Origin of the sequence: Streptococcus sp. 2154 (assembly GCF_013277255.1) — a bacterium.
GTDB lineage: Bacteria > Bacillota > Bacilli > Lactobacillales > Streptococcaceae > Streptococcus > Streptococcus pseudopneumoniae.
On sequence record NZ_VMMK01000078.1, the window covers coordinates 1 to 2,865 of the forward strand.

Below are 2,865 nucleotides of genomic sequence, written 5' to 3' on the forward strand. Positions count from 1 at the left end.
TAGTATAATGGTTTTGCATCTCTGTGCCTTTCTTGTGTTTGTGATTGAACAACAAGTATAACACAGAGGTGTTTTCTTATGCCTAGAAGAGCTTTCATTTGACAAGAGGAACCCTTGAAGCAGTTTTGTCAGCTAAACCAAGGCTAATCTTAGCCTTGGCTTGTCAGCCTAACAGCATCAAGCCTCTTATCAAATGAAATCGAGTGCTAGCTATCAGCTAGTTGAACCATCTAATTTTTAGGAGGGCTGGGTGGCTAACTTCATTATAGAACTTTCAGGAGTTATCCGAATCATAATTTTAGATAAATATTGGGTAAACATTGGGAAAATACTTGACATATATGTTGTAGAAGAGTATAATGAAGGTGATTCAGGTGATTCAGGTGATTCAGGTGATTAAAAATAATAATAAAGAGGTGACCTAAATGGGGAAGAAAAAGATGATTTTTGCTAGCCTAGCCAGTGCGGTAGTTTTAGGGGCTAGTCTTACTAGCGTTCAGCAATTGGCTGTAAAAGCTGATGAATCAAATACTACTAACACTAGCAAAGCATCCGAAAAATCTAAAAAGGATCTTGAAAAAGCGGAAGCAGCTAGAAAAGAAGCTGAAGCTAAAGTTGCTGAACTACAGAAAAAAGTAGAGGAAGCGAAAGCAAAAGCTGAAGAAGCTGCTAAGAAAGCAAAATCCGAAGCAGATGATGCTAAAGCTGCAGAAGAGGCAAAAGCCAAAGCTGAAAAAGCTAAACAGGCTGCTGATGCTGAGCTAGCTGCTGCTAAAAAGGAAGAAGCTGATGCTAAAGAAGCAGTGATGAAGGCTTTGACAGAACTTGAAAAGGATGCCGAAGCTAAAATTAAGGCAGATGACAAGATTACTGACAAAGCAGCAGCTATTAAAAAAGCAAAAGAGAGAATCGGTAAAGAAGATTTACTAAAAGCAATTGAAAATGGTCAAATCAAGGCCAGTGATGTTGTAAAGGAATTGCCAACAAAGGAAGATGAAGAACGAGTTATTACTAGCAAAGATTCTTCTCTTCCTGAAGAGATAAAAGCTAAAATCAAAAAAGCCGAGGAGGCTGATGCCAAACGTCCACAATCAGAAAAACTGCAAGACAAGGCGGATCAATTGGGGGATGAAATTGACTCTCTAACCAAGCAAGCTAATAAGGCTAAAGCCGAAGCTGAGAAAAAAGCTGCAACTCTGGTAGAAGAACAGAAAAAACTAGAAGAAGCGAAAACAGCTCATGAAGCGGCACAAGCTGAATTTGAAAAGGCTTTAGCACTGGCTGAGTCTTATAAAGAAGATATTGATACTCGTGTTGACGACTTCAATGAAACTCTGAAAAAGGTAAAGGAAGCAAAAGCTAAGGAACCAAACACTTTGCTTAAAGAAGAACTTATTGATGCATTTACTCAATTAGAGGAGGCTGAAGAAGCTAAGATTAATGCAGATGATAAGATTAAGGACAAAGCAGCAGCTATCAAAGAAGCAAAAGAGAAAATCGGTAAGGAATATTTACTAAAAGCAATTGAAAATGGGGATATTTCACTAGAGGATGTTGTGAAAGAATTACCAACAGAAGATGCTAAAACTACACCTGACAGCACAAACGTGGTTTATGAGAAAAAATCGCTTCCTTCAGATAAAATGATGGAAGTTGAGAAAGCCGAAGCTGCAGAGAAGGCACGTCCAGAGTCAGAAAAACTGCAAGATAAGGCGGATCAATTGGGAGATGAGATTGACTCTCTAACCGAGGAAGCTAATAAACTTAAAGCTGACTTTGAGAAAAAAGCTAAAGAACTTGAAAATAAACAAAAGGATTCAGAAGATTATAATCAAGCCAAAGCTGATCTTGAGGAGAAATATGGAGTTCTGGAAGCTTATAAGGATGCGATTGACTCTCGTGTTGATAAACTCAAAGAGACTCTTGAGAAGATAGAAAAAGTTAAGACCTCAGATCAGAAAAAAGAAGATAAAGCCAAAGCTGATCTTGAAGCAGCCTTGACAGAGCTTGAAAAGGATGCCGAAGCTAAGATTAATGCAGATGATAAGATTAAGGACAAAGCAGCAGCTATTCAAGCAGCCAAAGCGGCAATCGGTAAGGAAGATTTACTAGACGCAATTGAAAGTGGTGTTATCAAGGCCAGTGATGTTGTGAATGAATTACCAACAGAGGATGCTAAACCTAACTCTGAAAATAGCAATAAGTTCTATAATGAGAGCAATCTTCCGGAAGATATAAAAACTCAAATTGAAAAAGCCAAAGTTGAGGATTCTAAACGTCCAGAGTCAGAAAAACTGCAAGACAAGGCGGATCAATTGGGGGATGAAATTGACTCTCTAACCAAGCAAGCTAATAAAGCCAAAGCCGACCTTGAGCAAAAAGCTAAAGCTCTTGAGGAACAAGAAAGAAAACTCAAAGAAGCGGAAGCAGCTCGTGCAGTAGCAGAAGCTGAATTTAACCAGGCGGATGCCCTTGTCGGATCTTACGCAGAAGATATTAATTCTCGTGTTGATGATTTCAACAAGACCCTTGAAGAAGTAAAAGAAGCAAAAGCTAAAGAACCAGCTAAATCGGAAGAAGAAACTCCAGCTCAACCCCAAGAAGAAGCAGATCCTAGAATTGCGGAGTTAGAGCAAAAAGCAGCAGAATCGAAGAAAACAGCTGACGATGCGACTGCTAAGGCTGAAAAAGAAAATAAAGAAGCAAGAGAAGCTGAAAATTCAAAAGCTGAAGCTGACCAAGCTCAAACAGCTGCTGAAGCTGAACTAGAGAAGGCTAAAGCTGAGGCTGAAAAAGCAAAAGCAAAAGTTGAAGAGCTTGAAAAAGCAGAAAAAGCTGATCAGGAATCAGCTCCAGCAGCTCCAG

2 protein-coding genes are annotated in these 2,865 nt (G+C 39.2%); both read left to right on the forward strand.

Translation table 11 applies throughout. From position 1 onward, the window contains the following. The first annotated feature begins 250 nt into the window (after positions 1–250). On the forward strand, positions 251–400 hold the full coding sequence (locus tag HT693_RS11070; protein WP_172925190.1) for a hypothetical protein: 150 nt from the start codon (positions 251–253) through the stop codon (positions 398–400). Between the two features lie 25 nt (positions 401–425). Then, the coding region (locus HT693_RS11075; protein WP_172925191.1) for a cell wall-binding protein at positions 426–2,865 on the forward strand (2,440 nt) is incomplete at its 3' end.